Annotated in this window: 25 protein-coding genes; 11 read left to right on the top strand and 14 right to left on the bottom strand. The window is 70.7% G+C overall.

What is annotated here, in order from left to right:
* The first annotated feature begins 125 nt into the window (after positions 1–125).
* The 3 genes from ACBJ32_RS17680 (at position 126) to ACBJ32_RS17670 (ending at position 4706) form a co-directional block, all read left to right on the top strand.
* Positions 126–410 (top strand): LysM peptidoglycan-binding domain-containing protein, encoded by a 285-nt coding sequence (locus tag ACBJ32_RS17680; RefSeq protein WP_375127644.1) that lies wholly within the window; start codon positions 126–128, stop codon positions 408–410.
* A gap of 1027 nt (positions 411–1437) precedes the next feature.
* On the top strand, positions 1438–1893 hold the full coding sequence (nrdR, locus tag ACBJ32_RS17675) for a transcriptional regulator NrdR (RefSeq protein ID WP_043614619.1): 456 nt from the start codon (positions 1438–1440) through the stop codon (positions 1891–1893).
* Positions 1890–4706 carry a vitamin B12-dependent ribonucleotide reductase gene (locus ACBJ32_RS17670; protein WP_357867478.1) on the top strand — a complete coding sequence of 939 codons (2817 nt, stop codon included), beginning with the start codon at positions 1890–1892 and terminating at the stop codon, positions 4704–4706. Before nrdR ends, ACBJ32_RS17670 begins: the two co-directional genes overlap by 4 nt.
* Before the next feature lie 122 nt (positions 4707–4828).
* On the opposite strand, the gene ACBJ32_RS17665 is transcribed toward ACBJ32_RS17670, so the two are convergent.
* Complete coding sequence (locus ACBJ32_RS17665) at positions 4829–5185, bottom strand: nuclear transport factor 2 family protein (RefSeq protein ID WP_357867481.1); 357 nt, start codon at positions 5183–5185, stop codon at positions 4829–4831.
* An 88-nt stretch (positions 5186–5273) separates the two neighbouring features.
* On the opposite strand from ACBJ32_RS17665, the gene ACBJ32_RS17660 reads away from it, so the two are divergent.
* Positions 5274–6053: a helix-turn-helix domain-containing protein gene (locus tag ACBJ32_RS17660; RefSeq protein WP_375127643.1), complete on the top strand. Its 780-nt coding sequence runs from the start codon at positions 5274–5276 to the stop codon at positions 6051–6053.
* A gap of 49 nt (positions 6054–6102) precedes the next feature.
* A complete protein-coding gene (locus tag ACBJ32_RS17655; RefSeq protein ID WP_375127642.1) occupies positions 6103–6618 on the top strand; it encodes a hypothetical protein in 516 nt (171 codons plus the stop codon).
* Between the two features lie 188 nt (positions 6619–6806).
* On the opposite strand, the gene ACBJ32_RS17650 is transcribed toward ACBJ32_RS17655, so the two are convergent.
* From ACBJ32_RS17650 to ACBJ32_RS17635, 4 genes are all read right to left on the bottom strand, one after another.
* Complete coding sequence (locus tag ACBJ32_RS17650) at positions 6807–7634, bottom strand: glycerophosphodiester phosphodiesterase (RefSeq protein WP_375127641.1); 828 nt, start codon at positions 7632–7634, stop codon at positions 6807–6809.
* A 160-nt stretch (positions 7635–7794) separates the two neighbouring features.
* Positions 7795–10356, bottom strand: a complete 2562-nt coding sequence (locus ACBJ32_RS17645) for a glycosyl hydrolase family 18 protein (RefSeq protein WP_375127640.1) — start codon at positions 10354–10356, stop codon at positions 7795–7797.
* A gap of 298 nt (positions 10357–10654) precedes the next feature.
* Positions 10655–11128: a TIGR03618 family F420-dependent PPOX class oxidoreductase gene (locus tag ACBJ32_RS17640; RefSeq protein ID WP_375127639.1), complete on the bottom strand. Its 474-nt coding sequence runs from the start codon at positions 11126–11128 to the stop codon at positions 10655–10657.
* A gap of 27 nt (positions 11129–11155) precedes the next feature.
* Positions 11156–11554, bottom strand: coding sequence for an ester cyclase (locus ACBJ32_RS17635; RefSeq protein WP_375127638.1), 399 nt, complete (start codon positions 11552–11554; stop codon positions 11156–11158).
* A gap of 37 nt (positions 11555–11591) precedes the next feature.
* On the opposite strand from ACBJ32_RS17635, the gene ACBJ32_RS17630 reads away from it, so the two are divergent.
* Both ACBJ32_RS17630 and ACBJ32_RS17625 read left to right on the top strand, forming a co-directional pair.
* Positions 11592–12803: an amidohydrolase gene (locus ACBJ32_RS17630; RefSeq protein WP_375127637.1), complete on the top strand. Its 1212-nt coding sequence runs from the start codon at positions 11592–11594 to the stop codon at positions 12801–12803.
* Between the two features lie 59 nt (positions 12804–12862).
* On the top strand, positions 12863–13948 hold the full coding sequence (locus ACBJ32_RS17625) for a PrsW family intramembrane metalloprotease (RefSeq protein ID WP_375127636.1): 1086 nt from the start codon (positions 12863–12865) through the stop codon (positions 13946–13948).
* Between the two features lie 74 nt (positions 13949–14022).
* Here the strand turns inward: ACBJ32_RS17625 and ACBJ32_RS17620 are convergent, their stop codons facing one another.
* Entirely contained in the window at positions 14023–15363 is a 1341-nt protein-coding gene (locus ACBJ32_RS17620; protein WP_375127635.1) for an MFS transporter, read from the bottom strand.
* 46 nt (positions 15364–15409) lie between these two features.
* Between ACBJ32_RS17620 and ACBJ32_RS17615 the strand changes: the two genes are divergently transcribed.
* Both ACBJ32_RS17615 and ACBJ32_RS17610 read left to right on the top strand, forming a co-directional pair.
* Entirely contained in the window at positions 15410–15931 is a 522-nt protein-coding gene (locus tag ACBJ32_RS17615) for a winged helix-turn-helix transcriptional regulator (RefSeq protein ID WP_375127634.1), read from the top strand.
* Between the two features lie 33 nt (positions 15932–15964).
* On the top strand, positions 15965–16585 hold the full coding sequence (locus ACBJ32_RS17610; protein WP_357867513.1) for a pyridoxamine 5'-phosphate oxidase family protein: 621 nt from the start codon (positions 15965–15967) through the stop codon (positions 16583–16585).
* Between the two features lie 21 nt (positions 16586–16606).
* On the opposite strand, the gene ACBJ32_RS17605 is transcribed toward ACBJ32_RS17610, so the two are convergent.
* From ACBJ32_RS17605 to ACBJ32_RS17595, 3 genes are all read right to left on the bottom strand, one after another.
* A complete protein-coding gene (locus ACBJ32_RS17605) occupies positions 16607–16774 on the bottom strand; it encodes a hypothetical protein (protein ID WP_357867515.1) in 168 nt (55 codons plus the stop codon).
* Positions 16775–17107: 333 nt separating this feature from the next.
* On the bottom strand, positions 17108–17551 hold the full coding sequence (locus ACBJ32_RS17600) for a carboxymuconolactone decarboxylase family protein (protein ID WP_357867518.1): 444 nt from the start codon (positions 17549–17551) through the stop codon (positions 17108–17110).
* 112 nt (positions 17552–17663) lie between these two features.
* Positions 17664–18143 (bottom strand): hypothetical protein, encoded by a 480-nt coding sequence (locus ACBJ32_RS17595; protein WP_357867521.1) that lies wholly within the window; start codon positions 18141–18143, stop codon positions 17664–17666.
* A gap of 48 nt (positions 18144–18191) precedes the next feature.
* Between ACBJ32_RS17595 and ACBJ32_RS17590 the strand changes: the two genes are divergently transcribed.
* Positions 18192–19289, top strand: a complete 1098-nt coding sequence (locus ACBJ32_RS17590; RefSeq protein ID WP_375127633.1) for an MFS transporter — start codon at positions 18192–18194, stop codon at positions 19287–19289.
* 76 nt (positions 19290–19365) lie between these two features.
* A complete protein-coding gene (locus ACBJ32_RS17585) occupies positions 19366–19617 on the top strand; it encodes a hypothetical protein (protein WP_357867527.1) in 252 nt (83 codons plus the stop codon).
* 23 nt (positions 19618–19640) lie between these two features.
* Here ACBJ32_RS17585 and ACBJ32_RS17580 read toward each other — a convergent pair whose 3' ends face one another.
* Genes ACBJ32_RS17580 through ACBJ32_RS17560 form a run of 5 tightly spaced genes read right to left on the bottom strand, consistent with a single transcriptional unit; the run spans position 19641 to position 26409 of the window.
* Positions 19641–20741: a winged helix DNA-binding domain-containing protein gene (locus ACBJ32_RS17580; protein WP_375127632.1), complete on the bottom strand. Its 1101-nt coding sequence runs from the start codon at positions 20739–20741 to the stop codon at positions 19641–19643.
* A 32-nt stretch (positions 20742–20773) separates the two neighbouring features.
* The gene (locus tag ACBJ32_RS17575) at positions 20774–22468 is read right to left on the bottom strand and encodes an ABC transporter family substrate-binding protein (protein ID WP_375127631.1); all 1695 of its coding nucleotides are present in this window, start codon (positions 22466–22468) and stop codon (positions 20774–20776) included.
* A 31-nt stretch (positions 22469–22499) separates the two neighbouring features.
* Positions 22500–24524 carry a dipeptide ABC transporter ATP-binding protein gene (locus ACBJ32_RS17570; RefSeq protein WP_375127630.1) on the bottom strand — a complete coding sequence of 675 codons (2025 nt, stop codon included), beginning with the start codon at positions 24522–24524 and terminating at the stop codon, positions 22500–22502.
* Entirely contained in the window at positions 24524–25429 is a 906-nt protein-coding gene (locus ACBJ32_RS17565; protein WP_375127629.1) for an ABC transporter permease, read from the bottom strand. The genes ACBJ32_RS17570 and ACBJ32_RS17565 overlap by 1 nt, the downstream gene beginning before the upstream one ends.
* Positions 25429–26409 carry an ABC transporter permease gene (locus tag ACBJ32_RS17560; protein WP_375127628.1) on the bottom strand — a complete coding sequence of 327 codons (981 nt, stop codon included), beginning with the start codon at positions 26407–26409 and terminating at the stop codon, positions 25429–25431. The genes ACBJ32_RS17565 and ACBJ32_RS17560 overlap by 1 nt, the downstream gene beginning before the upstream one ends.
* Between the last annotated feature and the right edge of the window lie 53 nt (positions 26410–26462).

Below are 26462 nucleotides of genomic sequence, written 5' to 3'. Positions count from 1 at the left end.
GCATCACCGGACAGTCAGGGGTTCCGGGGCGGAGGGACGCCTCCGGGCGGGCAGGTGTTGCGGAAGGCCGGGGTGTTGCGGGGAGGGGTGCCGCGCCTGTGCGGCTGACCCGGCGGGGTCGGGTCGTGCTGGTGCTGGCTGTGGCGTTGCTGTCCTTGGGCGGGTTCTGGCTCGGAACGCGGGCGGCCGGGCACGCGGAAGTGCGGGTCGTGGTGGCCGGCCATGCCGGCCTGCCGTGGGTTGAGGTGCACAAGGGGGACACATTGTGGGAGATCGCCGACGCGCTCTCCGCGGGGGATGATCCGGGGGCGCTGGTGGAGGAGATCAAGCGGCTGAACGGCCTGTCCGACTCGCTCATCCGGCCGGGTACCCGCATCTACGTCCCGAAGGACACCGCCGCCTTACGCTGACCGCCGCATGAGTCGGCGTGGCACCCTGAGCGCCGGGCGCGCACCCCTCCCTGAGTCGGGCGAGCAGCTCTCCTTGGGTCGGGTGAGCAGCCCCTCTTGGGGGTTGCACGCAGCACGTCGGCATGGGGCCAACGGTCAGCGGGAACGGCGTCGCGATCGGTCGTCGAGCCTTCCCTGACACGTGGCTCCGCCCGTGCTGCCCCACATGCCACGGCGCCTGCCCTGCCCGGCCGGTTCCGGTGCGGCGACACACCTACACGGCGGGCTCCCTGCACGGCGGGCTCCCTGCACGGCGGGCTCCCTGCACGGCGGGCTCCCTGCACGGCGGGCTTCTCGCGCGGTGGGCTCCTCACACGGCGGGGCTCCTCACACGGCGGGGCTCCTCACACGGCGGGGCTCCTCACACGGCGGGCTTCTCATGCGGCGGGCTTCCTGCGTGGCGGGCTCCTTGTGGGCGCCGCCCGGCCTGAGCTGGTCCCGCCCGTGCTGTGCCGGCCCCCCGCACTCAGGGCGTCGCTTGCTAAGGGCGCGGGCCCGTCCCGCCCTGACGCGGGTCGCGTTCGGGCGAACGGCGGGTGCGGATCATCGCGCGGAGTCCTCGTCGTCTCTCGCCTCACGGCCTCACCCGCGCCCCGCCACGAAGCCGCTCGGCGGGGGGCGAGGGAAGGGGTGGGAAGGGTGGGGTGTGTCCTCGGGTACCTTTGTGAGGTTTGTTCACGGCCGAGGCTGAAAGCAACCGATGTGACGCTCCGACCTGCGGGAAGATCGCGATCACGGGACGACACGCCCGGGACGGATGATGCTGGCGGGCTGATCAGCGACTTCAGCAGGATGGCAGCGCTCAACTTGCGTTCATGGTCGCGCGCTTCTACGGTTGGACCACAACATCTAGTAGTTACACCGATGTAGTTCACCACACCTTGTGTTTCTGCGACCGCTCCATGGACAGCTGTGGAGTGTGCGCGAGCGTCCCGTCATGGCGGGTGAGGGCGCGTGTGGTGGCCGCAGGTTTCTTGGAGGCGAAAGCGTGCACTGTCCGTTCTGTCGCCACCCTGACACCAGGGTCATCGACAGTCGCTCCACGGATGACGGCGCGGCCATCAGGCGCCGCCGTACCTGTCCCGAGTGCGGGCGCAGGTTCACCACGCAGGAGACCGTACTGCTGATGGTGAGCAAGCGCAGCGGAGTGACGGAGCCGTTCTCGCGGGACAAGGTCGTCGCGGGCGTGCGGCGGGCGTGCCAGGGCAGGCCGGTCAGCGAGGACTCGCTGGCGCAGCTCGGGCAGCGGGTGGAGGAGGCCATCAGGGCGAAGGGCGCGGCCGAGATCCCCTCCAACGAGGTGGGCCTGGCCATCCTGGGCCCGCTGCGGGAGCTGGACGAGGTGGCCTACCTGCGGTTCGCATCGGTATATCGCGGTTTCGAGAGCCTGGCGGACTTCGAGGCCGAGATCAAACAGTTGAAGGCGGAGAAGGGGGAGTCATGACGGAGACGGCCAGCGGTTCAGTGGCGCGCGGGGGCAAGCGTCCGCGTAAGGGACTGAAGATGAAGCGGATCTTCACCAAGCCCGGCGTGCACCCGTATGACGAGATCCAGTGGGAGCGCCGCGACGTCGTCATGACGAACTGGCGCGACGGGTCCATCAACTTTGAGCAGCGGGGCGTCGAGTTCCCCGAGTTCTGGTCGGTCAACGCGGCCAACATCGTGACGACCAAGTACTTCCGCGGCGCCGTGGGCACCCCGCAGCGCGAGTGGAGCCTGAAGCAGTTGATCGACCGGGTCGTCGGCGTCTACACCAGGACGGGGCTCGAGAACGGCTACTTCGCCAGCGAAGAGGACGCCGAGATCTTCGACCACGAGCTGAAGCACGCGCTGGCGCACCAGGTGTTCGCGTTCAACTCGCCGGTGTGGTTCAACGTGGGCACGCAGTCGCCGCAGCAGGTGAGCGCGTGTTTCATCCTCTCCGTGGACGACACGATGGAGTCGATCCTGGACTGGTACAAGGAAGAGGGTGTGATCTTCAAGGGCGGTTCAGGGTCGGGGGTGAACCTGTCGAGGATCCGCTCGTCCAAGGAGTTGCTGTCGAGCGGCGGCACCGCCAGCGGCCCGGTGAGCTTCATGCGGGGCGCCGACGCGAGCGCGGGGACGATCAAGTCGGGCGGCGCGACGCGGCGGGCGGCCAAGATGGTCGTGCTCGACGTCGACCACCCCGACATCGAGGAGTTCATCGAGACCAAGGCGCGCGAGGAGGACAAGGTCCGCGCGCTGCGTGACGCCGGTTTCGACATGGACCTGGGCGGCAAGGACATCGTCTCCGTCCAGTACCAGAACGCCAACAACTCCGTGCGCGTCTCCGACGAGTTCATGCGCGCGGTGGAGAAGGGCGGCGACTTCGGCCTGCGGGCCCGCCTGACCGGCGAGGTCATCGAGAAGGTCGACGCCAAGGACCTGTTCCGCAAGATGGCCAAGGCGGCGTGGGAGTGCGCCGACCCCGGCGTGCAGTACGACGACACGATCAACGACTGGCACACCACGCCCGAGACGGGCCGGATCACGGCCAGCAACCCCTGCAGCGAGTACGTCCACCTCGACAACTCCTCCTGCAACCTGGCCAGCATCAACCTGCTGAAGTTCCTGAAGGACGACAACTCCTTCAACGTGGCCGACTTCGTCAAGCTGACCGAGCTGATCATCACCGCGATGGACATCTCGATCACGTTCGCCGACTTCCCGACGGAGAAGATCGGCGAGACGACGCGCGCGTACCGTCAGCTCGGCATCGGCTACGCCAACCTGGGCGCGCTGCTCATGGCGACCGGCCACGCCTACGACTCCGACGGCGGCCGCGCCGTCGCCGCGGCGATCACCTCGCTGATGACCGGCGTGTCCTACCGGCGCAGCGCCGAGCTGGCCGGGGTCGTCGGCGCCTACGACGGCTACGCCAGGAACGCCGAGCCGCACAAGCGCGTCATGCGCAAGCACGCCGCGGCCAACGACGACCTGCGCACGATCGGCTCGATGGACGCGAAGATCCACGCCGAGGCGTCCCGCCAGTGGTCGGAGTGCCTGAAGCTGGGCGAGAAGAACGGCTACCGCAACGCCCAGGCCAGCCTCCTCGCCCCCACCGGCACGATCGGGCTGATGATGGACTGCGACACGACTGGCATCGAGCCGGACCTGGCGCTGGTCAAGTTCAAGAAGCTCGTCGGCGGCGGCTCCATGCAGATCGTCAACCAGACGATCCCGCGGGCGCTCAAGCAGCTCGGCTACCAGCAGGAGCAGATCGAGGCCATCGTCGAGTACATCGGCGAGCACAGCCACGTCGTCGACGCGCCCGGCCTGCGCCAGGAGCACTACGAGGTGTTCGACTGCGCGATGGGCGAGCGGGCGATCGCGCCCATGGGCCACGTCCGCATGATGGCGGCCACGCAGCCGTTCCTGTCCGGTGCCATCTCCAAGACGGTCAACCTGCCCGAGTCGGCCACGATCGACGACATCGAGCAGGTCTACCTGGAGGGCTGGAAGCTCGGCCTCAAGGCGCTGGCCGTCTACCGCGACAACTGCAAGGTCGGCCAGCCGCTGTCGGCCGGCGACGGCTCCAAGAAGCAGCAGGAGCAGCCGAAGGAGCCCGAGGTCAAGGTCATCGAGGTCAACCGGCCGACCCGGCGGCGCATGCCGAACCAGCGGCCGAGCATGACCACCCGCTTCACCGTGGGCGGCGCCAAGGGCTACATGACCGCCTCGTCCTACCCTGACGACGGGCTCGGCGAGGTCTTCCTCAAGATGTCCAAGCAGGGCTCGACGCTGGCGGGCGTCATGGACGCGTTCTCGGTGGCGATCTCCATCGGGCTCCAGTACGGCGTGCCGCTGGAGACGTACATGAGCAAGTTCGTCAACATGCGCTTCGAGCCGGCCGGCATGACGGACGACCCCGACATCCGCATGGCCACCTCGGTGATGGACTACATCTTCCGCCGCCTGGCCCTGGACCACCTGCCGTACGAGGAGCGGGCGGCGCTGGGCATCTTCTCGGCGGCCGAGCGGGCGGCGCAGCAGCGCGGCGAGGACCCGGCGGCGCTGCAGGAGACGGTGGACCGGGAGGCGCTGGCCCAGTCGGCGCCGATCGAGGCCGCCCAGCCCAAGGAGGACACGCGGCCGGCCGTCCAGGAGCTGACGCTGGAGAGCCACCAGCGCTTCACCGCCGACGCGCCGCTCTGCATGACGTGCGGCACGAAGATGCGTCCGGCCGGGAGCTGCTACGTGTGCGAGGGCTGCGGCTCGACCAGCGGCTGCAGCTGACGGCAGGCCGGGCGCCGGGTGGCCCGTGACGCTCGGCCAAGGGCCTGATGCGCCTGCTTGAGAAGGGGGTCCGGATCTCGGTCCGGGCCCCCTTCGGCGCGTCTTATCCGCGGGGACGCGGCTCAGAACATGCCGTTCGGGATCTGGCCGGGCTCCGGCACCGGCTGCACGACGTCCCAGTGTTCGGCGATCTGCCCGTCCACCAGCCGCCAGATGTCCACGACGGCGACGCCGCGCTCGTCGCCGTCCGGGATCAGGTGGTAGTGCAGCATGACGAGGTCGCCTTCGGCGATGACCCGCTTGAGGTCGAGGCGGGCGGCGGCCAAGGGCGAGTTTCTGATGAACGCGATCCACGCGTCCCGTCCCGACGGGTTGCCGGGGCTGTGCTCGACGAAGTCCTCTCGCAGGAGGGGGTGGAGGATGTCGTGGTCGCCCGCGGCGAACTCGGCGAAGGCGTTCAGGATGATGTCCTTGTTCATGGTGGTCACCATCGCGGATGCCGTCCGGGCCGTCGATTACATGGCATGTAATGGCGCAGGCCGGACGGGATGGGTTAGAACGGCACGCATGCGTAATGATCGGCCGGTCGGTGAGCTGCTGCGCGAGTGGCGGCACCGGCGCAAGCTCAGCCAGCTGGACCTGGCCATACAGGCGGACGTGTCCGCCCGGCACGTCAGCTTCGTGGAGACGGGCCGGACGATCCCCAGCCGTTCGATGGTCATCCACCTGGCCGAGCACCTCGGCGTGCCGCTGCGCGAGCGCAACCGGCTGCTCGTCGCGGCCGGGCACGCGCCCGCCTACCGGGAGCGGCCGCTCGACGACCCCGACCTCGCCGGGGCACGCGAAGCGCTGGAGCAGGTGTTGCGGGGGCACGAGCCGTTCCCGGCGCTGGCCGTGGACAACCGGTGGAACCTGCTGCTGGCGAACGCGGCGGTCGGGGTCTTCCTGGACGGGGTCGACCCGGCGCTGCTGGAGCCGCCGGTCAACATGATGCGGCTGGGCCTGCATCCGGGCGGGTTCGCGCCACGGCTGCGGAACCTGGCGCAGGTGCGCGGGTTCCTGCTGCCGAGGCTGGCCCGGCAGGTCGCGCGTACGGGGGATCCCGAGCTGAGCGCGCTGCTGGAGGAGGTGCGGGAGTACGGGGGCGGGGGCGGCCCCGGGGTCGCCGAGCCTGCCGACATCGCCCTGCCCATCAGGATCGAGCACCGGGGGCGGGAGCTCTGCTTCTTCAACACGATCACGACGTTCGGGGCGGCGTTCGACGTGACGCTGGAGGAGATCGCGGTGGAGGCGTACTTTCCCGCCGACGCCGGGACCGCCCGGCACCTGCGCGGGGATGTCCAGTAGCGGACAGCGGGATGGATCGGGTGCGCACCGGTCGGTCATGCTGCCGGGTATGAGGCGGATCGCGGTGCTCGCCGTGGCGTTCGGAGCGGTGTTGTACGGGGTGCACAGGCTGGCCATGGTGGCGGTCGCGTGGCTGATCGGCAACGAGGACATGATCGTCGGGCTGGACTGCTGCATCGACTACCACAGGAACGCTCCGGACCCGTGGGGGAACGTGCTGGTCGCCGTGTCCGGCGTGCTCGCCACGCAGGCGGTGGCGTGGTCGGCCATCGGGCTGCTGGCGGCGCGGCGCGGCTCCGCCCGGGTGCTGGCGACGCTGGCCGGGACCGCGTTCGTGGTGAGCCCGTTGCTGCAGCTCATCGTGTACGTGGTGTGGCACTGGGCGGAGCGGGACTACGTCGCGGTGATCGACTACCTGATGGACGCGACCGGGCTGCCGGAGATGGCGCTGATGGTGGCGATGCTGGGGTTGTTCGCCGGCTATGCGCTGATCTTCTGGCTGGCGGTGCGGGGAGCGTGGGACCGGGCCACCATCGCCCCGGTTCCTGCGGCTCCCGCGCCCTGACCGGCCTGTCCAAGAGGTCCCGGCAGTGCTCACCCCGCCGGGGGCGCAGGCACTCGTGCGGCGTGGACGTCGGCTGGGACGGAGCGGATCAGGATCAGTTGTCCCGGGCCGGATACGCCCCGTTCGCGCTGTGCCGCCCCGGCGCGATCTTCGTCATCGGCGGCCTGGCACAGCGCGGTGGTGGGAGATCAGGAGCTGAGCACGTCGCGCAGCACGTCGGGCCGGTTGGTGATGATGCCGTCCACCTTGTAACCGATCATGCGGCGCATGGCGGCCGGGCTGTCGACGGTCCAGGTGAGGACGTCCAGGCCGAGGGCGTGCACGCGGCGGACGTACGAGGCCGTGAGCGTGGTGTACGGCGGGTTGATCTGGTCGGCGAACTTCGCCAGGCCGGGCAGCTCCCCGGTCGAGGGCGTGCCGAGCAGCCCGATCGGCACCTCGGGCAGCAGCCGGTCGAACGTGCGCATCGAGTCCCAGTTGAACGACTGCACCACCAGCTTGCCCGGAGCCAGCCAGGAGGGGTGGCGGCGCAGCTCGGCGGTGATGCGGGCCTCGATCCCCGCGTAGCGCTCCGGGGCCTTGACCTCCAGCAGCAGGCCCATGCCCGAGCCGCTCATCTCGCGCAGCGCCTCGCCCAGGGTGGGCACGCGCTCGCCGTCGTACTTGTCGGACAGCCACGAGCCGGCGTCCAGCTCGCGGATCTGGTCGAGCGTGAGGTCGCCGACGTTCCACGGGGACAGGCCGGGGAAGACCTGCTCGGCGTTGGTGGTGCGGGACAGCGTCGTGTCGTGCATCAGGACCAGCTCGTGGTCCTTGGTCTCCTGGACGTCCAGCTCGAACAGGTCGGCGCCCTGCGCGGCGGCCAGCTCGAAGGCGGCGATCGTGTTCTCCGGGGCGTAGGCGGAGGCGCCCCGGTGGGCGACGTTGACGACGGTCGCGGCGCCGGCGGGGGTGGCGAGGGGGAGGAGGGTGAGGGAGAAGGAGGTCGCGATGAGGACGGCGAGTCGCCTGAACATGGGTCTCCTCGGCTGGGGAGAGACAACGACTCGACGGTGACAAGATCGCGTGACTTGGAGTTGAGGGCAGAGTAACGCGGTGGCGCCGCGCGGATGAGCATTCGACGCGCGTACGCGCCGGGGCGGGGCCCGAGGGTGTCCCGCCCCGGCGCGGAGGGTTCTAGCGCAGGCCCGCGTCGAGTGCGGTGGTCAGGGTGCCCGAGTCGCCGGACATCTCCCAGATCATCGCTCCGAGCAGCCCCTTGCTCCGCAGCCAGGCCGTCTTCTTGCCGATCGACCAGGCGTCGTCGAACGTCCACCACTGCCCGCCGTCGCCGGTGAAGCAGTACGTGGCCACCGCCTGCTCGTCGTGCCTGACCGTGCAGCCGGGCACCATGGCCAGCAGGTTGGTGTAGCCGCGGGTGCCGGCCTCCTCCTGGAACTGGCCGGGCGCGGCTCCGCCCGCCTGCTGCCACTCGCCGTGCCTGCCGCCGTCGGCCACTCGTTGCCAGCCGCGGCCGTAGTACGCCAGGCCGATGGTGATCTTGCGGGGGTGGACGCCGGCCTGGAGGTAGACGTCCACGGCCTTCTCGACGCTGAAGTCCGGGTCGTACGGGCTGTCGGGGTCGAGGTGGAGGTTGCCCTGGTGGCCGGTGCGGTTCGGTTCCCAGGAGTTGTCGCTGCCGGCGCCGTGGAAGTCGTACCCCTGGACATTGAAGATGTCCAGAGATTTCGTGACTTCGGGGAGATCCCAGCCCGCGGCGATCTTGGCGGGGTCGGCCGGGGTGAAGGCCGTGAGCTGGTACCGCTTGCCCGTCGTGGCCGTCAGCGCGTCGAGCTGGCGGCGGAACTCGGCGATCAGCAGCGTGTTGTTCGCCTTGTCGGCCGGGCTGACGTGGTTGCCCGGATGCCCCTCGGCGCCCGGCCACTCCCAGTCGAGGTCGATGCCGTCGAAGACGCCCGCCGCCGTGCCGGGGCCGCCCGCGCCGTTGTAGGCGGGCAGGTTCCCCTTGATGTAGATGTCGATGCACGACGCCACGAACTTCTTGCGCGCCGCGTCCGTGGCCGCCACGTCGGAGAAGTACTTCGAGTACGTCCAGCCGCCCAGCGAGATCAGCACCTTCAGGTGCGGGTGCTTGGCCTTGAGCTTCCTGAGCTGGTTGAAGTTGCCGCGCAGCTTCTCCCAGCCGGTGTCCGCCACGCCGTCCACCGACTGCGCGGCGCTGAAGGGCCGGCCGTAGTCGGCCTCGGCGTCACCGGCGCCGTCGCCCTGGTTCGGGTCCTGCGGGTCGGTGCTGGTGCCCTTGGTGACGCCCTGCAGGCAGGTGAGGTTCTGCGGGTCGATGTTGGCGAAGGCGTAGTTGATGTGGGTCAGCTTCGCCGCCGCGCCCGTGGTGTCGAGGTTGCGGACGAAGTACTGGCGGCCGTAGATGCCCCATTGTACGAAATATCCGACGCGGGCGTAGCCTGTCTCGACGATGTCAGCCGTGGTCACCTTCACCGCCGCGCCGGCGGGGGAGAGGTTGTCGTACAGGTCGCGGGCCCGCACGGTGAACGAGTACTCGGTCGAGGGCGACAGGCCGGAGACGACCGCCGTGGTGCCGGAGACGGTCGCCGCCACCGAGGAACCGATGGAGACGTCGTAGCCGGCGATGCCGGAGTTGTCGGAGGAGGCCGCCCAGGTCAGCGTGACGCTGGACGACGTCCTCGCGGTGCTGCGCAGGTCACCCGGCGCCGTCGGCGGCTGCGTGTCGTCGGCCGGGTCGCGGGTGGTGACCGCCAGCGGCGCGGACGCCGGTGACAGCGTGCCCTTGCGGTCCTTGGCCTTGACGGTGAACGTGTACGCGGTCGAGGGCGACAGACCGGAGACGATCGCCGTGCTGCCGGTGACCGAGGCGGCGACCGAGGAGCCGTTGTAGACCTCGTACCCGGTGATCGGCAGGCTGCCGGGAGCGGCGGCGTCCCAGGCCAGCGCGACGGTCTTCGTGGTCCTGGCGGGCGAGCGCAGGTTGCCGGGCGCGGCAGGCGGCGCGTCGGGGCTGCCGTCGCAGTTGACGTCGTTGATCCGGCAGCTCGCCGGCTCGGCGCCCGCGGTGCTGACGGTGAAGGACGGGCTGTACGGCTCGGTGGTCGCGCCCGCGTTCACGGTCGTGTTGTAGTGCGCGGGCGTGAGCGTCACCGTACGGCCGCTCTGGCTGAGCGAGGCGTGCTGGGCGTTGCCCGCGGTGACTCCGGCCGGGAGGTCGAACACGATCGTCCACCCGTTGAGCGGGGTCGTGCCGTTGTTGGCCACCACGAACCCGGCCGCGTTCCCGTTCACCTGATAGGTGGCGCTGACCGGCGGCTTGGCGGGCGGGTCGCCGCCGCTGCCGTCGCAGGCGGCACCGTCGATCAGGCAGCTCACCGGCTGGGCGGGGGAGCTGAGCGTGATCCTGGGGCTGTACGGCTCGGTGTTCCTGCCCGCTTGCACGGTGTTGATGTAGAAGGCGGGGGTGAGGGTCACCTTGGTGCCGTTCTGCCTGATGGTGGCGTTCTGCGGGCTTGACGCGGTGACTCCGGAGGGCAGCTCGAAGACGATCGACCAGCCGGTCACGGCGGTCGTGCCCGGGTTGCTCACCACGAACGTGCCGGTGGTGCCGGACAGCGTGAACGTGGCGACGAGGCGGCTCGCGGCCTGCGCGGGGAGAGCGCACAGTGCGGCGATCACGAGGACGGCGATCAGGGGGGTGGCTAATCGGCGCACGTCAGAGACCTTTCATTAAAGAAAGTTTCCTAACAATTAGCCGGATCGTAAGCCCGGCCCGCGCGCCTGGCAAGGCCCCGCCGCGGTGCTCGGCGAGCACGGCTCGGCACCGGGTGCGTCAGGGCGACCGGGTGACGCTGCGCGCGTCAGATCGGCAGGGGGGCGCTGCCCGCGTCAGGGCGGCATGGTGGCGCCGCGTCCACCAGGGCGGCATGGTGGCGGTGTGCGTGTGGGCAGGAGGGTGGCGCTGCGCGTGTCAGGCAGGGGAGCGCCGTACAGGCTCGCCGGGCAGCGGCGTTCAGTTGATGGTCAGCGCGGTGCCGTACAGGCGTGACACCCGCAGCCGGATCACCATCCGCCGGTCGGTCACCATCTGCCGCAGGAAGGCCGGCTCGCCCGCCGGATCGGCGAGCGGCGGCTGCATGGCCAGCAGCTCCAGCCCCACCTCGTCGCCCGGCTCGCGGCTCACCGGCGACAGCTCCGCCTCACCCTCGGCCACGGCGAACGACCGGAAGTCGTCGCTGGCCACGTAGAGCGAGCAGCGCGCATCCTTCTGGAGCCGGCGCACCTTGAGCCGGTCGGCGATGGTGGAGATCCGCACCACGCGCTGCCGCGGGTCCCAGGTGTAGGCGACGGTGGACAGCTCGGGCCGCCCCTCGGCCTTGATCGTGGCCAGCGCGCCGAAGCGCTGCTCGGCGACCAGGTCCGACAGTTCCTCGTCGCTCAGCGACTGGGGGTCCGGCCCTACGCCCGGACCGTGGTTCTCCGCCATTCACCAGCCCTCGTAAATCGGGAAATATCACCCTATACCGAGCTGACGGTTGAGCGTCTGGACGTCAGAGATCACCCAGTACTCGGCGAACCTCCCGTCCCTCACCCGCAGGATGTCGTGGCCGCTGAACGCGATCCTGGTGCCCTCCGCCGCCGTCACGCCGGGAAGCCCGCCCCGGTACGCGCCCGCGAACGTCCACCGCGCCGACACCAGATCCCCGTCCACGATCGGCCCCACGTCCAGCGTGACCTTGACGTCGTCGAACGGCGCGTGCCCCTGCCGCAGCGCCTCGACCAGCCCGTCGGGCCCCGACACCGTCATGCCCGGCCAGTAGCCGGTGAAGTCGGGGGTGACGAGTTCGTGCGCCAGCTCGAAGTCGCCGTTCCAGAGCTCGAGCAGCCATCGTCTGTAGAGATTCGAGGTCATCCGGAGCACCTACCCACCCACCGGTAGGTTACAAGTCATGAATCTTGCTATTACCAGCGGATATGTCGTGCCCGTCGACGGTGACCCCATCGACGGTGGAACCGTGCTCATCCAGAACGGGAAGATCGCCGCGGTGGGCCGGGACGTGGCCGTACCGGAGGGGACCCCGGTCGTGGACGCCGCCGGCGCCTGGGTGCTGCCCGGTTTCGTGGAGGCCCACGGACATCTCGGCGTGCACGAGGAGGCCGAGGGCTGGGCCGGTCAGGACACCAACGAGATGACCGACCCCAACGGCGCCCGGCTGCGTGCGCTGGACGCCATCAACCCGGCCGACCTGGCCTTCGGCGACGCGCTGGCCGGCGGGGTCACCACCGCGGTGATCAAGCCGGGCTCCGGCAACCCGATCGGCGGCCAGACCGTGGCGATCAAGTGCTGGGGCAGGTCGGTGGACGAGATGCTGCTCAAGGAGCCGGTGAGCGTCAAGAGCGCGCTCGGCGAGAACCCCAAGCGGGTGTACGGCGACCAGAAGAAGCTCCCCTCCACCAGGCAGGGCGTGGCCGCGGTGATCCGTGACGCGTTCATGAGGGCGCAGGACTACCGGGCCAGCAGGGCCGCCGCCGAGCAGGAGGGCAAGCCGTTCGACCGCGACGGCACGCTGGAGGTCCTGGTCCGCGTGCTGGACGGCGAGCTGCCCTGGTGCCAGCACACCCACCGGGCCGACGACATCGCCACCGCGCTGCGGCTGGCCGACGAGTTCGGCTACCGGCTGGTGATCAACCACGGCACCGAGGGACACCTGCTGGCCGACACCCTGGCCGAGCGGAACGTGCCGGTCATCATCGGCCCGCTGCTCGGCAGCCGGTCGAAGGTCGAGCTGCGGCAGCGCTCGCTGCGCAACCCCGGCATCCTCGACCGGGCGGGCGTCGAGGTGGCGATCACCACCGACCACCCCGTGGTACCCATCCACTTCCTGGTCCACTCGGCCACGTTCGCGGTCAGGGAGGGGCTCGACCCGGCGGCGGCGCTGCGCTCGATCACCGTCAACCCCGCCCGGATCATGGGGCTGGACGACCGGGTGGGCGCGCTGCGGCCCGGGCTCGACGGTGACGTGGTCATCTGGTCCGGCGACCCGCTGGACGTCATGAGCCGGGCGCTGAAGGTGTTCATCAACGGCCGGGAGGTGTACGCGTACACCGACGGTGAGCCCGTGGTGACGGATCCTTACTACCGCGATTCAAGTAGCCGTTAAGCGCTTGTAGATGCGTGGCGCGCATAGTGGGCGAAGCCAACGGGAAGAGAGGCATCACCATGACTGCTCCCCCGCTCGTCCAGCGCCCCAGCAAGGCCCTGCTGATCGGGCTGGTCGTCTCCGGAGCGATCGCGCTGATCGTGCTGGTCATCATGCTGCTCTCCGGTGGCCCCGTCGGGTTCGGCCTGTCGGCGCTGCTGGCCGTGGCGCCCCTGCCGGTGCTGCTCGCGGCCGTGCTCTCGCTCGACAGGCTCGAACCCGAGCCGAAGCTGCACCTCGCCTTCGCCTTCGCGTGGGGCGCGGGGGTGGCCATCGTGGCGGGCATCGCGCTGACGCTGGTGGGCCAGCAGCTCTTCGCCAGGGCCGGCTACACCTCCGCCGCCGTCGAGAACATCGGCGCCGTCGTGCTCGCCCCGATCGTGGAGGAGGCGCTCAAGGGCTCGGCCCTGCTGCTGCTCCTGCGCCGGCGGGCCGAGATCGACGGGCTCACCGACGGCATCGTGTACGCCTCCATGGCCGGCCTCGGCTTCGCCGCCGTGGAGAACGTCGGCTACTACCTGCTGGCGTTCGGCGAGAACGGCGCGGGCGCGGCCGTCCAGCTCTTCGTGCTGCGCGGGCTGATCGACCCGCTCGGCCATCCGATCTACACCTCCATGATCGGCCTCGGCGTCGCGTACGCGCTGACCAGCCGCAGCACCGCCAGGTACGCCGCGATCCCGTTCGGCTACGTGGCCGCGGTCTTCCTGCACGGCCTCTGGAACGGCGCGGCCACCACCGGTTCGCTCGAGTGGCTGGGCGTGGCCTACCTGGTCATCATGGCGGCGCTGGTCCTGCTCATCGTCGTGACCGTCGTCGAGCGCCGGCACCTCATCGCCAGGATGGCCTTCTACCTGCCCGCCTACCACCAGACGGGGCTGATCAGCGACGCCGACGTACGGATGCTCACCACGCTGTCCGCCCGCAAGGCGGCCCGCAAGTGGGCCAGGGGAGCGGGGCTCGGCCGGGCCATGAGCGACTACCAGCAGGCGGCGACCGAGCTGACCATGCTGCACCTGCGAGCCGAACGGCAGGGCATCGAGCCGCACAGGTTCGCCATGGAACGCGACGCCCTCCTCGGCGCGATGGCCCGCACCCGCCGCTGGTAGCACGGCGCCGCACCCGCACCCGCACCCGCCGCTGGTAGCACAGCGACAGCGACCGGGCCGGGATGCGGCGCGGCTCAGGCGCGGACGAGCAGCGCGGCGAGTGCCGTGACGCCCGTCAGCACCACGCACCCGGCCACCGCGACCGCCGCCCCCTGCGCCGGCCCGAGGCTCCCGACGACCGCCGCGATCCCGGCCGCCCCCAGCGACGAGCCGATGTACCTGGCGGTGTTGTTCGCCCCCGAGCCCATGCTCACCCGATGCGCGGGCACGCTCTCGATCGCCAGGTGTGTGATCGAGGAGTTGATCAACCCGGATCCGATCCCGCTCACCGCCAGCCCGCCGACGACCAGCGGCAGCCAGAGCGAGAAGCCCACCCCCAGCAGCGCGGCGAAGCCGAGCGCGCTCAGCCCGAGCCCGAGGGCCAGCCGCGCGGCGGCACGCAGCGGCACGAGCCCGCCCAGCAGCGAGGCCACGAACGACAGCCCGGACCACACGCCGAACAGCAGCGCCGTGTCCAGCGGCGTCAGCCCGTGAGCCACCTGCAGCACGGTCGGCAGGTAGCTGAGCAGCCCCACCACCGCCGCCCCCACGACCAGCGCCCCGCCGGTCGCCACCAGGAACAACGGCCGCCGGAACAGCTCCAGGTCCAGCAGCGGCTCCGGCCGCCGCCGCTCGACCGCCACGAACGCCCCCACCAGCACCACGGCCAGCACGAACGCCACCACCACGACCGGCCGCGTCCACCCGGCCCGCCCCTCGGTCACCCCGGCGACCAGCGCCGCCACGCCCAGGCTGAGCAGCACCACCCCGGGCACGTCGAACCTGCGCGGCACCGCGGAGCGTGACTCCTCCAGCGTCCGCGCCGACGCGGCAGCCAGCACCAGCGCGCCGGCCGCCATCACCCAGTACGCCGACCGCCAGCTCGCCACCGCCGCCAGCACCCCGGACAGCAGCGGCCCCACGGCCGTACCGAGGCCGATCATGGCCCCGTACCGCGCGGTGGCCCGCACCCGCTGCGTGCCCGACGGGTAGGCGTGTCCCACGATGCCCAGGCTCGCGGCCAGCATGGCGGCCCCCGCCCCGCCCTGCACCAGCCTGGCCAGCACGAACACCGGCACGTCCGGGCTCAGCGCGGCCACGATCTCGGCGGCGCCCATCACGGATGTCCCCGCCACGAGCACCCGCCTGCGCCCGTGGTCGTCGGCCAGCCCGCCGGCCACCAGCAGCAGGGAGGCCAGCCCGAGCGCGATCGAGCCCAGGATCCACACCGGCCCGGTCGGCCCGGCCCCCAGCGACGCGGAGGTCTGCGGCAGCGTCGCCATCGGCAGGGTGAAGTTGGTCAGGACGAGCAGCGGCACCGCCGAGGCCACGGCGAGCGTTCCCTGGCGCACCGTCGGTTCAGTGATTGAACTCATGCCGCGCACCCTAACACGGTTCGGTGAATGAACTAACATGGGATCCATGGCACTCGGCAAGAACTACGACGGCCAGAGCTGCGCGCTGGCCAGCGCCCTGGAGGTGATCGGCGAGCGATGGACGCTGCTCGTCGTCCGTGACGCCCTGTACGGCGTGCGCCGCTTCGGCGACTTCCAGGCCCACCTCGACATCCCGAAGGCGGTGCTGTCGCAGCGGCTGGCCACGCTCGTCGAGGCCGGTGTCCTGGAGCGCCGCCGTTACCAGGAGACGCCGCCCCGCGACGAGTACGTCCTGACCCCTGTCGGCCACGAGCTCTGGCTGCCCGTGCTGGCGCTGGCGCAGTGGGGTGAGCGGCACCTGGCCACGAAGGGCCCCCACCGGCTGTTCCACCACGTGACCTGCGGGGGCCGGCTGGAGCCCACGTCGTACTGCCCGACCTGCGGCGGCATCGTCAAGCTGGAGGAGGTCGAGATGCGCCCCGGTCCGGGCCTGGCCGCCGACACGCGACAGGATCAGGTCAGTCTCGCCCTTCGGACGCCACACCGGATGCTCGACCCGATTCCCTGACAAAATGGGGTGTTACCCCCGAAGGGAGATCACATGAGCTGGGCCGAGATCGGGTCGGAGGCTGAGCTGCGCGAGCTGCTCGGCGAGGTCATGCCGAGGGCCGCGGCCAAGGAACGGCAGCGCCTGCACGAGCGCGACCGCGAGTGGCTGGCGGCCTCGCCGTTCTGCCTCATCGCCACCTCGGACGAGGCGGGCAACTGCGACGTCTCGCCCAAGGGCGACCCGGCCGGTTTCGTGCACGTCATCGACGACACCACGATCGCGATCCCGGACCGCCCGGGGAACCGCAGGGCGGACGGATTCCTCAATATCCTGAAGAATCCGCATGTGGGGTTGATCTTTTTGATCCCCCGCAGGAACGAGACCCTGCGCATCAACGGCCGGGCCCGGCTCGTCCGCGAGGCCCCGTTCTTCGACGAGATGATCGTGAAGGGGCACCGCCCCCACCTCGCGCTCGTCGTCGAGATCGAGCAGATCTTCTTCCACTGCGCCAAGTCGTTCCTGCGCTCGGCCCTGTGGAAGCCCGACTCCTGGGCCCCCGACACGCTGCCGTCGCACGCCAGGCTGGTCAAGGACGTGCAGCCGGTGGAGGAGAGCCTCGAACAGCTCGAAAGTTACTACGGCGAGAGCTACGCCAAGCGCCTGTACGGCTGACGCCGCAGCCCGCCCTGGCCCTCAGGCGGCCGGGGTGGGCCCGCCGGGGAAGCGGATGACGTTCTTGCCGGTGTAGGCGTGCAGATCGATCACCTTGGGATCGGTGGGGGGCTTGCGGCGGCCGGCCGAACGGATGTCGCGGATCTTGTGCCGCGCGACGGGTGGCGGCACCACCACAAGCCTCTTCATCGTGAGCCCCCCGTGATGTTCCTGTTACCTATGTTATCTACCGATGCCCCCGTAAGTTCGGCGTAAGGAACACGTCAATAGGGAAGCCTGCGCCCCGCCGGTGAGCGCAGATCCAGCTCCGGCGGCCAGGTGCGCCGCTTGGTCGCGGGCCTGGCGATCCTGACGCGTTTCATGGTCTCCCCCTTCCGCGGCGCGGCCGTTCTCCCGGCTGTGCGCCGCGCCGCGCCGCTCGGCGACGGCATGGCGGGCACGTGAGGCCCGCCATGCGCGCCAACCTAATCCGGGCAGGCGTGACCGCTCAATGCATTTCTACGGAACAGCCGGAGCTCCCGGTCAGTGGCCGGGAGTCAGGCGCGCGGTGACGCCGATCCGGTTCCAGGCGTTGATCATCGCGATGGCCACGATGAGCAGCGCGAGCTGCTTGTCGCTGTAGTGCTCGGCCGCCTGCCGCCACACCTCGTCCGGCACGGCCTCCCGGTCGGGCAGCCTGGTCGCCTCCTCCGTCAGCGCCAGCGCCGCCCGCTCCGCCGGGGTGAACACCGTGGCCTCGCGCCACGTCACCACCGACCACAGCCGCTCGTCGCTCTCACCGGCCTTCTTCATGTCGCGGCTGTGCATGTCCACGCAGTAGCCGCAGCCGTTGATCTGGCTGGCGCGCAGCTTGACCAGCTCGATCGTGGCGGCAGGCAACTCGCTGTCGTGCAGCAGCTTCTCCACTGCCAGGAAGTGGTGGTAGGCGTCGGGGACATGCTGGGCGACATTGATCCGCTGGGTCATGTGAACCTCCTGGGTTTCGTCGTACGCACCAGCAGGACGAGGCAGCCCGTCCCGTTGTGACAGTTACGGCGAAAAAGGTTCTTCTGGACCGTCAGAGGACCCCTACCCCCGATCAGCCGTCGCAGTTACCCCAGCTCTTGCGGCCGCCCCACGCCGTGACACGGTTGTCGGGGTCGCGGGTCCAGCCCTCGTACTTGACGCACTTCCAGGCCCCCTCGATGTGGCCGGTCTCGGCGTAGTACTTGTAGCGCTGCACGTCCTCGCTGCGGCCGCCGCCCCGGACCTCCAGGTAGGCGCCGGTGACCGTGCGCGTGCCGGTGTAGGCGGTCTTGATCGCGGCGACGCAGTTCTTGCCGCTGCGCTTGCTATACATCAGGTACACGTGACCGAACACGGCTCCGCCGCGCGTCCGCATCGCGCGGTGACCGTCCTTGACCCGGTGGAAGCCCTTGCCGCAGACGCGTTCGGGGGTGTACGCGGCCGAGGCGGCGTACGCGGAGGACGGGACGGCGGCGATTCCGGCGGCGACAAGGGTGGCCGCGATGACCGAGCGGAGGAGCACGAGCTTCCCTTCGAAGGGGTATTTGGGCAAGGCTGATCTTTACTGTGTCTTGACCGGAATTTCAAGGAGTGCTGGTAGATGCCGTTGATCGCGGTCTGTGCCGCGTGGGCCGTGTTCTGGGGATCGTGGTCGGCCCTGCTGCCCGCCATCAAGCTGGAGCTCGGCCTCACGGCGGGCGAGCTCGGCCTGGCGCTCAGCGCCGTACCGGTGGGCGCCCTGCCGGCGATGACGCTGGCCGGGCGGCTGGCCAGGGGGCGCGAGCGTGGCGCGCTGGCGGTGACCATGATCCTGTTCGCGCTCGCCGTGGCCGCCATCGGGCCGGCCCGCGACGCCTGGCAGCTCGCGCTGGCCCTGCTGCTGGTCGGCGCCACCAGCGGCGCCCTCGACATCGCGCTGAACCTGGCCACGGGACGCGCCGAGCGCGAGACCGGCCGCCGCCTCTTCCAGCCGGTGCACGCCGCCTTCCCGGTGGCGGTCATCGTCGCGGCCCCGCTGACCGGCCTGGCCCGCTCGTACGGGCTCGGCGTCGCCACCGTGCTCCTGATCATCGCCCTGATCGTGGCGGCCACCTCGCTCACCCTCCTGGCCCTGCCCCTGGGGCGCGGGCTGCCGGAGCGGGGCGGGGGCGACAGGCGGCGGCTGTGGGGCGCGGCGGTCGTGCTGGGCGCGCTGGCCGCCTGCGTCCTGATCATCGAGAACTCGGTGGAGCAGTGGTCGGTCCTGCTGCTGGAGGAGCACCGGGACGCCACGCCGCTGGTCGCCAGCGCCGCGCCCGCGGTCTACATGGCGGCGCTGACGGCGGGGCGGCTGGTCGCGCAGGCGCTGCCGCGGACGCCGCTCAAGGTGTTGTGCCTGGTGGCGGGCGTCGGCGGCGGCGCCGGCATCGCGCTGGCCGGGCTCGGCGGGGGAGCGCTGATCTCGCTGGCCGGATTCGGGCTCACCGGGCTGGCGCTCGGGCCGGTGGTGCCGGCCCTGCTGTCCCGGGCCGCGGCCGACGACCCCAGCGGGACGATGGTGTGGGGGGTGTCCACGATCTCGTACACGGGGTTCGTGGTGAGCCCGCTGCTGGTGGCGGGCCTGAGCGGGTGGTTCGGCCTGCCGGCCGCCCTGGCCGCGCTCGGCCTGCTGGGCCTGCCTCTGGTGGCCTGGTCCGCCTTCGATCGCCCGCGAGCCTGAATATGGAGCTTCCTTGGGGAAAAGAGACCACGGAACCGGGTATCCCCCCGGCGGATCGACTGCAAAGGGGATCACCATGGCTGTCTGCGAGACCTGTGGTAACGACTACGACATGGCGTTCGAGGTGCACGCGCAGGGAGCGGTGCACACCTTCGACTGCTTCCAGTGCGCGATCGAGGCGATGGCGCCCATCTGCGAGCACTGCGGCACCAAGGTCATCGGGCACGGCGTGCAGTCCGGCGAGCACTGGTACTGCTGCGCCCACTGCGCGCGTGAGGAGGGCAACAAGGGCATCGTCGACCGCGTCATGGCCGGCACCTCGGCCTGAGGCGACGGCGGTCCGCGCGGAAGCTAGGCGCTGAACGCGCCGAGCAGCTCGCGCATGCGTGAAACCGCCGCGTCCAGCGGCGCAGGAGGCACGGGGGCGGCGAGATCGAGCGTGATGTCCCCGCCCTTGGCCTCCCACACCCCGGCCACCCGCCCCTCGTGGACGACCACGGGCGAGATCCAGCCGGCCTGCCGGCTCACCCTGGCCTTGAGCTCCGGAGGCAGCAGCGGCGCGAGGTCGCGCGGCGCGCCCAGGATGTACTGGTCGAAGCCGGGCAGCAGGTGCACCGCGGCCGAGGGCGCGGTGCCGGCGAGGGAGTCGAGGTGCGCGGTCAGCGCCGTCAGCGTGGCGCCGTCGTCGGTCTCCACCTCCGTCAGCTCGGGCGCCAGCTCCCGGAACCATCCCTTCAGCACGGCCTTGGGAGCCGTCCCGCCGAACAGCCACGCGTCGAACATCTGCGGCGTGGCGGGCCCGTGCGCGCCCAGGAACGCCCGCACCAGGCGCACCCCCGCCTCCTCCTGCGGCGGCAGCGAGCCGGGCCAGCCAGGAATCCAGGAGCGCGGCGTGGTGAACGTCACCTTGCCCTCTCGCGGGGGCCCGTAGCACAGCTCGCCCAGCCGGCTCAGCGGCTTGAGCAGCGCGCCCCAGCCGGAGGTCAGCGCCTCCCGCAGATGCGTGTCACCCGTCTGGGCCACCACGGCGTCGACGAGCTCCTCCCTGGTCAGGGCCCGCTCGCCGAGCGCGGCGGGGACGGCCTCGATGATCGCCGCGATCTCGCCGGCGGTGACGCCGTGGCCGCGCTGCCACGACCCCTTCTCCCAGAAGCGCAGCGTGCTCAGCGCCGCGCAGTAGTCGGCGAGCTGGTCCGACGGCACCAGGTGCAGGGTGCCGCCCCGCATGAGCCACGTCTTGACGAGGGTGCGATCGCTCCACAGCGCCCGGTCGATCTCCCCGGGATCGGGCCGGGCGCTCCTGACCGCCACGGCGAGCCGGGCCGAGGAGGCGACCTGCGCCTGCACCCCGCACAGCCGCCGCGCGACCGCCACCGCGCCGGCGCCGTCGGCCGCGCTCACGAACTGCCGGCTCAACCGCCAGGCAAGGATCTGGGACCACGTCACTTTCACCAGACCAGTACTACACCCGATCGCGGACAGGTTCAGTCCGTGAAACCGATGTCCTGGTAGCGCAGGTCGTGGAAGCCGCGCGCCCCGATGTTCGCCAGCTCCTGCCGCACGGCCACCATCTGCGGCCGCTGGTAGAGCGGCAGCACGTTCACCTCCTGCCAGATGAGCCGGTCGGCCGCCTGCGTGGCCGCGCGGGCGCGTACGGGGTCGAGGCTCTGCGCGGCCCTGCTCATGGCCTCGTCGATGGCCGGCGACCCGGTGCGGCCGAAGTTGGCGTTCCAGTTCTGCCCGTTGGCGGCGTTGGCGTAGATGCCGTAGCTGCTGGAGACGGGGAAGGGCGTGCCGATGTAGGCGAACGGGGTGATGTCGAAGTTGCCCGGGATCACGTACTTGGTGAAGAAGTCGTCGCTGGGCACGGCCCTGATCGTGATCTTGACGCCGATCTGGGCCAGCATGCTCTGCACCAGCTCGCCCTCAGCCTTGCTGATCTGCACCCCTGACGGCACCACGAACCGCAGGTCGAGCGGCTTGCCGTCCTTCTGCCTGACCGCGCCGTTCAGCTTCCAGCCCGCCGCGTCCAGCATCTGCTTGGCCTTCTCCGGGTTGTAGGCGCCCAGCGCTCCCGCGTTGTCCTGGTAGCCCTCCTGGGTGTTCATGAAGAAGTGGTTGTTGAGCAGCGCGATCGGCCAGTCCAGCCCCTGCAGGTCCGACTGGGCGATGGCCTGGCGGTTGATGCCGAGCTGGATGGCCTGCCGGACGTTGCGGTCCTTGAGCAGCTCGCTGGAGCCGTTGAAGGTGAGGTGCCGGAAGTCGGGGCCGGCCGCCTGGCGTACCTGGGCGCCGGTCGTGGTCCTGGCCCGCGCGTAGTCCGGTGCGGACGTGCCGACGTCGATGATGTCGAGCTCGCCGTTGTTGAACGCCCCGATCAGCGAGTCCTGCTCCGAGGCCCGATAAATGATCTTGTCCAGCTTGGCCCGCTCGCCCCACCACGCGTCGTCCCGCACGATCGTGATGGTCTTGGCCGTCTGGTCGAACCCGCCGAACTTGAACGGCCCCGCCGTCACCGGGATCCTGTTCACCCACGCGTTGTTGAACGCCTCCGCGCTGCGGTTCGTGGCGGCCGGCAGCAGCGGCCCGAACAGCGCCTGCCAGTCACCGAACGGCTTGCGGAACGTCACCACCACCTCGTGGTCGTCCTTGCCCCGCGCCACCTTCTCGATGTCCTGGTAGCCGGTCGAGGAGACGATGTGGAAGGCCGGGTCACGCCCGTTGAGCGCCTGCCACTGCGCCTGGTAGTCGGCCCACGTGATCGGCTTCCCGTCGGACCACCTGGCCTTCGGGTTCAGCGTGTACGTCACGACCTGCTTCGGCCGCTGCTCGGTGACCTTGGCGTCGAGCACGTAGTCGGTGTCGACCGAGATCTCCGCCTTCTCGTTGGACGTGAACGGCGACGGCAGCAGCGCGTTGCTGATCACGGCCGCCATCGCCAGGTTGCCGTCGACGTGGGTGCGGTTCCACTGGGTGGGGAACTCGTTGATGCCCCAGCGCAGCGTCCCGCCGTCCTTGACCTTCTCGCGCGGCTGCGGGTTGAGGTCGGAAGCCTTGATCGTCCGCTCGTCCCCGGCGCTCTCCTGGCCTCCCGGACCGCTTCCCTGACCTCCACCGCAGCCCGCGGGCAGCAGCGAAGCCGCCAAGGCGACGGCCACGACCAGACGTGATGCTTTCATCGCGCGACATTCCTCCTGGATCGAGCGAGGTCTATACGACTTCGCGTCTCTCTGCGTAATGGCAGGCCGCATCCTGGTCCTCGCCCACGGGCCGCACCTCGGGCTCGACGCCGACGCAGAGCGCGCGCTCCGCGTCGGTGAGCTCCGTGCGGAACTTGGGGCACCTGGTGCGGAATCGACAGCCCGTCGGAGGGTTGGCCGGGCTGGGCAGGTCACCTTCGAGCAGGATCCGCTCGCGGGCGCGCTCGCGTACCGGATCGGGCAGCGGGATCGCCGAGAGCAGCGCCTGGGTGTACGGATGGGCCGGGCTGTCGTAGACCGCGTCCACCTGGCCGATCTCGGCGATCCTGCCGAGGTACATCACCGCCACCCGGTCGGCGATGTACCGCACCACCGCCAGGTCGTGCGCCACGAACAGGTAGGACAGCCCGAGCCTGGCCCGGAGCGAGTCGAGCAGGTTGATCACGCCGGCCTGGATCGAGACGTCGAGCGCGGAGACCGGCTCGTCGAGCACGAGCAGCCGGGGCTCCAGCGCCAGCGCCCTGGCGATGCCGATGCGCTGCCGCTGGCCGCCGGAGAAGTCCTGCGGGTAGCGGGCGGCGTGGGAGGGGTCGAGGCCGACCAGGGCGAGCAGCTCGCCGACCCGCCGCCCCACCTCGCGCCGCCCGTGCGTACGCAGCGGCTCGGCCAGGATGTCGTGCACGGTCATGCGCGGGTCGAGCGAGGCCAGCGGATCCTGGAAGACGACCTGCATGTCGCGCCGGATCTCCCTGCGCTCGGCCCGGCCCAGCCTGGCGATGTCGTGCCCGAGCACCGCGATGCTGCCCTCCTGGGGCGCGGCCAGCTCCAGGATCTGCGTCAGCGTGGTCGTCTTGCCGCTGCCCGACTCGCCGACCAGCCCCAGCGTCTCGCCCCGCCGGATGTCGAAGCTGACCCCGGCCACCGCGTGCACGGTGCCCACCCGGCGCTTGAACACCGTCCCCCTGAGCAGGGGGTAGTCCTTGACCAGGTGGTGCACCTCCAGCACGGGGTGCTCGCCGCGCACGCGCAGCCGGGGGACGCCGGACGGCGCCTCGTGCCGGCCCGGCCCGTGCGGATGCACCTCCTCCCACCTGATGCACGCCGCCCGGTGCGCCGGGCCCACCTCGAACAGCGGAGGCTCCTGCTCGTCGCACGCGCCGATCCGCATCGGGCAGCGCGGCGCGAACGGGCAGCCGGGCGGCAGCGCGGCGGGCGAGGGTGGGCTGCCCTCGATGGGCGTCAGCGGCTGCCGCCCGCCCCGGTCGACGCGCGGGACGGAACCGAGCAGGCCCACGGTGTACGGCATCCGCGTGCGGTAGTAGATGTCGTCCACGCCGCCCACCTCGACGGGCCGCCCGGCGTACATGACGAGCACCCGGTCGGCGAACCCGGCCACCACCCCGAGATCGTGCGTGATCATGATGATGGCCGCGCCGGTCTTGGCCTGCGCCCGCTTGAGCACCTCCAGCACCTGCGCCTGGATGGTGACGTCGAGAGCCGTGGTCGGCTCGTCGCAGATGATCACGTCGGGGTCGTTGGCGATGGCCATCGCGATCACCACGCGCTGCCGCATGCCGCCGGAGAACTCGTGCGGGAAGGCCAGCGCCCGCTCGGCCGGCCGCGGGATGCCCACCAGTTCCAGCAGCTCGATCGCCTTGACCAGGGCCGTCTCCCTGCCGACCCGCTGGTGCACGCGCACGGCCTCGGCGATCTGGTCGCCCACCCGGTAGACCGGGGTGAGGGCGGACAGCGGGTCCTGGAAGACCATCGACATGGACTTGCCGCGGAAGGAGTTCAGCGCCCGCTCGGGCGCGCCGATCAGCTCCCTGCCGTGCAGGCGTACCGAGCCGGTGACGCGTGCCCCTGGCGGCAGCAGGCCCATCACGGCGGCCGAGGTGACCGACTTGCCCGAGCCCGACTCGCCGACGATGCCGAGCACCTCGCCCGGGCGTACGGCGTAGCTCACCCCGCGCACGGCGCGCACGCCGCCGAACGACACGTTGAGGTCGGTGACCTCCAGCACCGGCTCGTCCATCACGCCTTCCCGGAGGAGGGGTCGAACGCGTCGCGCAGCGCGTCGCCGACGAGGTTGACCGCCAGCACGGTGATCACCAGCAGCCCGGCCACGAACCAGAACGTCCACGGCGCGTACACCGCGGTCTTGGAGCCGTCGGCGATGAGCGTCCCGAACGACACGTCGGGCGGCTGGATGCCGAACCCGAAGTACGACAGCGACGTCTCGGTCAGGATCGCGCTGCTGACGTTGAGCGTGGCGTCCACGATGAGCAGCGACGACAGGTTGGGGATCACGTGGCGGAAGATGATCCGCACCGGCGGCACGCCCATGTAGCGGGCCGCCTGGACGAACTCGCGCTCCTTCACCGAGATCGCCATCCCGCGCACGACCTTCGAGGTCACCATCCACAGGAACAGCGCCAGCATGATCACGAACAGCGGCCACTGCCCCGACCCGAACAGCGGCGACAGGATCGCCAGGATCAGGAACGCGGGCAGCACGAGCAGCAGGTCGGTCACCCAGCTCAGCACCCGGTCCGTCCAGCCCAGGAAGTAGCCCGCGAACGCGCCCACGACCGCCGCCAGCGCCGTGGAGACCAGGGCCGCCAGCAGCCCGACGACCAGCGACTTCTGCATGCCGCGCAGCGTGACGGCGAACACGTCGGAGCCCGTTTGGAGCGTTCCGAACCAGTGGCGCGCCGACGGCGGCTGCATGAAGGCGGTGAAATCCTTGTCGGTGTAGGTCCACGGGCTGAACAGCGGCCCCACGAAGGCCAGCAGGAACATCAGCGCCAGCACCGCGAACCCGATCAGCCCCTGCGTGGAGCGGAAGAACCGCCCGGCGACCATCCGCACCCTGGACGGCGCCCTGGTCAGCACGCCGTCGGCGAGCTCTTCCGCCTGCTCCTCCTCCGACAGCGTCATCAGGCCCGCACCCTCGGGTCGAGCGCGGCGTGCAGGAGGTCGGCGGCCAGCGAGGCGCACAGGACGGCGACGGCGGCCAGCAGGGAGATGGCCGCGACGGTGTTGACGTCGTTGCTGAAGATCGAGTTGATGAGCTGCTCGCCCAGCCCGTGCCAGCCGAAGATCTTCTCCGTGAACGTGGCCCCCGTCAGCAGCGCCCCGAACGTGAACGCGAAGTAGGTCACCACCGGGATCATCGCGGTGCGCAGCGCGTGGCGGGTCAGCGCCTTGCGCCTGCTCAGCCCCTTGGCCCTGGCCGTGCGGACGAAGTCGGCGCCGAGCACGTCGAGCATCATGTTGCGCTGGTAGCGGCTGAAGACCGCGATCAGCCCCACCGACAGCGAGATCGTCGGCAGGACCAGGTGCTGCAGCCGGTCCACCGCCTGGTTCCACAGGCCCTCGACGTCGGCGCTGTACTCGCCGCTGACCAGCAGCACCTGGCGGCCGAACACGTGCTGGTTGGCCCACGCCGCGACCAGGATCAGCATGTTGGCCAGCACCACCACCGGCACCGCGAGCACCAGGAACGACAGCCCGGTGGACAGCCGGTCGAACCAGCCGTACTGCCGGACCGCCGCCAGCGCGCCCACGAGCACGCCGAGCAGGCTGCCGCACACCAGCCCCAGGATGACCAGCCGGAACGTCACGCCCATGCGGCGCTTGAGGTCCTCGTTGACCGGCGCGCCCGCCACCGTGCGGCCGAAGTCGCCGCGCAGCACGCCGCCGGCCCAGACGGCGTAGCGCTGCAGCAGCGGCGTCTTGTCGTTGAGGTTGAGCGCCGCGAGCTGGGCGTCGACCACGGCGGGCGGCGGTTTGGGCGTGCGGTCGGCGTAGTTGGAGCGGGGGTCGAGAGCCGTCGCCGCCAGCAGGTAGGCCAGGCTGGCGGCCACGACCACGAGCACGGCGTAGTTGAGCAGCCTGCGGGCCAGGAACCCCGCCATCGCTCCCCCTCCTAGGCGCGCGCACGCACGACCGAGCCACCGGACTCATCGTA

The organism is Nonomuraea sp. GTA35, from assembly GCF_041950525.1.
GTDB lineage: Bacteria > Actinomycetota > Actinomycetes > Streptosporangiales > Streptosporangiaceae > Nonomuraea.
Note: the sequence above shows the minus strand (reverse complement) of the source record. Positions and strands in the feature narration are given on the sequence as shown.

Coding starts and splice junctions, on each gene's coding strand:
- ACBJ32_RS17670 (WP_357867478.1), top strand. CDS start 1,890: ATGACGGAGACGGCCAGCGGTTCAGTGGCGCGCGGGGGCAAGCGTCCG.
- ACBJ32_RS17665 (WP_357867481.1), bottom strand. CDS start 5,185: ATGAACAAGGACATCATCCTGAACGCCTTCGCCGAGTTCGCCGCGGGC.
- ACBJ32_RS17660 (WP_375127643.1), top strand. CDS start 5,274: ATGCGTAATGATCGGCCGGTCGGTGAGCTGCTGCGCGAGTGGCGGCAC.
- ACBJ32_RS17655 (WP_375127642.1), top strand. CDS start 6,103: ATGAGGCGGATCGCGGTGCTCGCCGTGGCGTTCGGAGCGGTGTTGTAC.
- ACBJ32_RS17650 (WP_375127641.1), bottom strand. CDS start 7,634: ATGTTCAGGCGACTCGCCGTCCTCATCGCGACCTCCTTCTCCCTCACC.
- ACBJ32_RS17640 (WP_375127639.1), bottom strand. CDS start 11,128: ATGGCGGAGAACCACGGTCCGGGCGTAGGGCCGGACCCCCAGTCGCTG.
- ACBJ32_RS17635 (WP_375127638.1), bottom strand. CDS start 11,554: ATGACCTCGAATCTCTACAGACGATGGCTGCTCGAGCTCTGGAACGGC.
- ACBJ32_RS17630 (WP_375127637.1), top strand. CDS start 11,592: ATGAATCTTGCTATTACCAGCGGATATGTCGTGCCCGTCGACGGTGAC.
- ACBJ32_RS17625 (WP_375127636.1), top strand. CDS start 12,863: ATGACTGCTCCCCCGCTCGTCCAGCGCCCCAGCAAGGCCCTGCTGATC.
- ACBJ32_RS17620 (WP_375127635.1), bottom strand. CDS start 15,363: ATGAGTTCAATCACTGAACCGACGGTGCGCCAGGGAACGCTCGCCGTG.
- ACBJ32_RS17615 (WP_375127634.1), top strand. CDS start 15,410: ATGGCACTCGGCAAGAACTACGACGGCCAGAGCTGCGCGCTGGCCAGC.
- ACBJ32_RS17610 (WP_357867513.1), top strand. CDS start 15,965: ATGAGCTGGGCCGAGATCGGGTCGGAGGCTGAGCTGCGCGAGCTGCTC.
- ACBJ32_RS17605 (WP_357867515.1), bottom strand. CDS start 16,774: ATGAAGAGGCTTGTGGTGGTGCCGCCACCCGTCGCGCGGCACAAGATC.
- ACBJ32_RS17600 (WP_357867518.1), bottom strand. CDS start 17,551: ATGACCCAGCGGATCAATGTCGCCCAGCATGTCCCCGACGCCTACCAC.
- ACBJ32_RS17590 (WP_375127633.1), top strand. CDS start 18,192: ATGCCGTTGATCGCGGTCTGTGCCGCGTGGGCCGTGTTCTGGGGATCG.
- ACBJ32_RS17585 (WP_357867527.1), top strand. CDS start 19,366: ATGGCTGTCTGCGAGACCTGTGGTAACGACTACGACATGGCGTTCGAG.
- ACBJ32_RS17575 (WP_375127631.1), bottom strand. CDS start 22,468: ATGAAAGCATCACGTCTGGTCGTGGCCGTCGCCTTGGCGGCTTCGCTG.
- ACBJ32_RS17570 (WP_375127630.1), bottom strand. CDS start 24,524: ATGGACGAGCCGGTGCTGGAGGTCACCGACCTCAACGTGTCGTTCGGC.
- ACBJ32_RS17565 (WP_375127629.1), bottom strand. CDS start 25,429: ATGACGCTGTCGGAGGAGGAGCAGGCGGAAGAGCTCGCCGACGGCGTG.
- ACBJ32_RS17560 (WP_375127628.1), bottom strand. CDS start 26,409: ATGGCGGGGTTCCTGGCCCGCAGGCTGCTCAACTACGCCGTGCTCGTG.